Raw genomic sequence first — 3,452 nt, 5'->3', positions numbered from 1 at the left:
GTCCCAGCCCCGGCCACGCGCGGCCGCCGCGGCGAGGGCGCCGATGACGAGCGAGGGGCTCTGCACGCGGCGGGCGAGCACCGCCTCCACGACGTCGTCGAGGGGCACCCAGCGGGTCTCGATGTCGGCCTCCTCGTCGTGCCGCGCGAACGCCGGCACGACGCTGATGCCGCGGGCGAGGAAGACGCGGATCGTCTCGTCGCTCCCGCCGGGAGAGTTCTGGAAGTCGGCGAGCACGTTCCACCGCTCCGCGGCGAGGTCGGCCTCCTCCCCCAGCTCCCGCTGGGCGGCCGTCAGCGCCGGCTCCCCCGGCTCGTCGAGCAGGCCGGCGGGGATCTCCCACACCCGGGCGTGGATCGGGTGGCGGTACTGACGGATGAGCAGCATCCGCTCGTCGTCGTCGAGCGCGAGCACGGCCACGGCGCCCGGGTGGTCGATCAGCTCGCGGACGATCTCGGCGTCGCCGTACTCGAAGCGCTCGCTCGCGACGTTCCAGACGCGCCCCTGGTGGATCACCCTCCGCTCGATCACCCGGTGGTGCTCGGGCACGTCGGCGATCGGGCCGGTCTGCTCGGCGTCGTCGGGCTCAGGCATCGATGGAGTCCAGCACGTCGTCCGCGGTCTCGTCGAGCCCGGAGGCGGCCGCCTCGTCGTCGAACAGCCGACTCGCGCGCTGCCGGTCGAGGGCCGCGGCGATCAACCCGCGGAAGAGCGGATGCGCCTTGGTCGGTCGGCTGCGCAGCTCGGGGTGGGCCTGGGTGCCGATGTAGTAGGGGTGGACGTCGCGCGGCAGCTCGACGAACTCGACGAGCCGGTGGTCGGGCGAGGTGCCCGAGAACACGAGACCCGCTCCCGCGAGTCGCTCGCGGTAGTGGTTGTTCACCTCGTACCGGTGCCGGTGCCGCTCGCTCACCTCGGCCCGCTCGTAGACCTCCCGGGCGAGGGAGCCCTCCTCGAGATCCGCGCGGTAGAGGCCGAGCCGCATCGTGCCACCCAGGTCACCACCCGAGAGGATGGCGACCTGCTCCGCCATCGTCGCGATCACGGGGTAGGGCGTGTCCGGGTCGAACTCCGTCGACGAGGCGCCCGGCAGCCCGCCCTCGTTGCGGGCGTACTCGATCACCATGCACTGCAGGCCGAGGCAGAGCCCGAGCGCCGGGATGCCGTTCTCCCGCGCGAAGCGCAGCGCCCCCACCTTGCCCTCGATGCCGCGCACGCCGAACCCGCCGGGGATGCAGATGCCGTCCACGTCGCCGAGGTTGCGGGCGGCGCCCTCCGGCGTCTCGCACTCGTCGCTCGGCACCCAGCGCAGGTGCACGGCGGTCTCGTTGGCGAAGCCGCCGGCCCGGAGCGCCTCCGTGACGGACAGGTAGGCGTCGGGCAGGTCGATGTACTTGCCGACGAGACCGATCACGACCTCGTGCCGGGGCTCGTGCACCGCCTTCAGCACGGTGCTCCACCGCGTCCAGTCGACCTCGCCGGCCTCGAGGCCGAGTGCGTCGACGATGGTGTCGTCGAGCCCCTGCTCGTGCAGCATCTCGGGGATGTCGTAGATCGACGGGGCGTCCGTCGCGTTCACGACGGCGCTCTCCTCGACGTCGCACATGAGCGCGATCTTGCGCTTGTTCGCCTCCGAGACGGGGCGGTCGCTGCGCAGCACGAGCGCGTCGGGCTGGATGCCGATCGAGCGGAGCGCGGCGACGGAGTGCTGGGTCGGCTTCGACTTCTGCTCGCCGGCGGTGTTCAGGTAGGGCACGAGGGAGACGTGCACGAAGAACACGTTGCGCCGGCCGAGCTCGTGCCGCACCTGACGGGCGGACTCGAGGAACGGCTGGCTCTCGATGTCACCGACGGTGCCACCGATCTCGGTGATGATCACGTCGGGCTGCGGGTCGTCGGACGCCTGCAGGCGCATCCGCCGCTTGATCTCGTCGGTGATGTGCGGGATGACCTGCACCGTGTCGCCGAGGTACTCGCCGCGGCGCTCCTTGGCGATGACCTGCGAGTAGATCTGCCCCGTCGTGACGTTCGCCGCCTGGCTCAGGTTGATGTCCAGGAAGCGCTCGTAGTGGCCGATGTCGAGGTCCGTCTCGGCGCCGTCGTCGGTGACGAAGACCTCGCCGTGCTGGAACGGATTCATCGTGCCCGGATCCACGTTGAGGTAGGGGTCCAGCTTCTGCATGACCACGCGGAGCCCGCGGGATGTGAGCAGGTTGCCCAACGAGGCCGCGGTGAGCCCCTTGCCCAGCGAGGAGACCACGCCACCCGTGACGAAGATGTGCTTCGTCGTCCTGCCCGAATCGCTGCGCTCGTCGACCACGGACTTCGATCATACGGGGCGGCTCAGGGGTCGCTTGCGAGATCCAGCAGCTCCTGCGCGTGCGCGAGGGCGGAATCGCTCGTCGTGAGGCCCGACAGGAGGCGGGCCATCTCGGCCACCCGGGCGTCGCCGGTGAGCTGCTCGACGGTCGACACCGTGACCCCGCCCTCGGCGTCCTTGAGCACACGGAGGTGGTTCGTGGCGAACGCGGCGACCTGCGCGAGGTGGGTGACGGCGATCACCTGCGACGACCCGGCCAGGCGGGCGAGCCGGCGCCCCACCTCGATCGCCGCCGCCCCGCCGATCCCCGCGTCGACCTCGTCGAACACGAACGTCGGCACCGGATCGGATCCCGCGAGCACGACCTCGAGGGCGAGCATGACCCGGGAGAGCTCGCCGCCCGACGCGCCGCGGGCGATCGGGCGGGGCTCCGCGCCCGGGTAGGCCTGGAGCAGCAGCTGGACCGCGTCCCGGCCGCTCGACGTCAGCTCCTCCCGGCTCGCGACGTCCACGAGCACGGCGGCGGTCCCCATGGCGAGATCGGCCAGCTCGGCCGTCACGGCGGTCGCGAGCCGCTCCGCCGCCTCCCGGCGCGCGGCCGACAGGCGGGACGCGAGCTCCTCGGCGAGCCGCTCGTCCTCGGCCTCCTGCAGCTCGAGGGCGTCGATGCGGTCCGTGTCCCCGTCGAGCTCGAGCAGCCGTCGGCCGCCGGCATCGGCGTACGCGAGCACGTCGTCGAGACCGGGTCCGTACCGCCGCTGGAGCACCGCGAGCTCGTTGATCCGCTGCTGCACGACCTCGAGCCGCCCGGGCGCGTCGGGGTCGAGGCCGGAGAGGTAGGAGGCGAGCTCCGCGGAGGCGTCGGCGGCGAGCGAGGCGACCGTCGCGACGCTCTCGGCGATGCTGGCGAGCGCCGGGTCGAGGTCGCCCGTGCGCTCGAGCGCCCGGCGTGCCTCGACGAGCAGGGTGAGGCCGTCGACGGCGCCGACGTCCTCGGCCGACAGCGCCTCGTGGGCGGTGGCCGCCGCGACACGCAGCTCGTCCTGAGCGCCGAGCCGCTCCGCGAGAGCGGCGAGCTCGGCGTCCTCGCCCGGCTGCGGCGCGACGCCCTCGATCTCGGCCAGCGCGGCGC

3 protein-coding genes are annotated in these 3,452 nt (G+C 72.8%); all 3 read right to left on the bottom strand.

The window, feature by feature from the left end; translation table 11 throughout:
- Window positions 1-594, bottom strand: a 594-nt coding sequence (locus JWQ92_RS00075; RefSeq protein ID WP_297342420.1) for an NUDIX hydrolase, incomplete at its 3' end; no start/stop codon positions are given.
- Entirely contained in the window at window positions 587-2,320 is a 1,734-nt protein-coding gene (locus tag JWQ92_RS00070) for a CTP synthase (RefSeq protein WP_297342419.1), read from the bottom strand. The genes JWQ92_RS00075 and JWQ92_RS00070, both read right to left, overlap by 8 nt.
- A 23-nt stretch (window positions 2,321-2,343) precedes the next feature.
- Window positions 2,344-3,452: DNA repair protein RecN (locus JWQ92_RS00065; RefSeq protein ID WP_367276696.1), on the bottom strand; the 1,109-nt coding region annotated here is incomplete at its 5' end.

Origin of the sequence: Amnibacterium sp., assembly GCF_025463795.1 — a bacterium.
GTDB lineage: Bacteria > Actinomycetota > Actinomycetes > Actinomycetales > Microbacteriaceae > Amnibacterium.
This window is presented reverse-complemented; position numbering and strand designations above follow the sequence as displayed.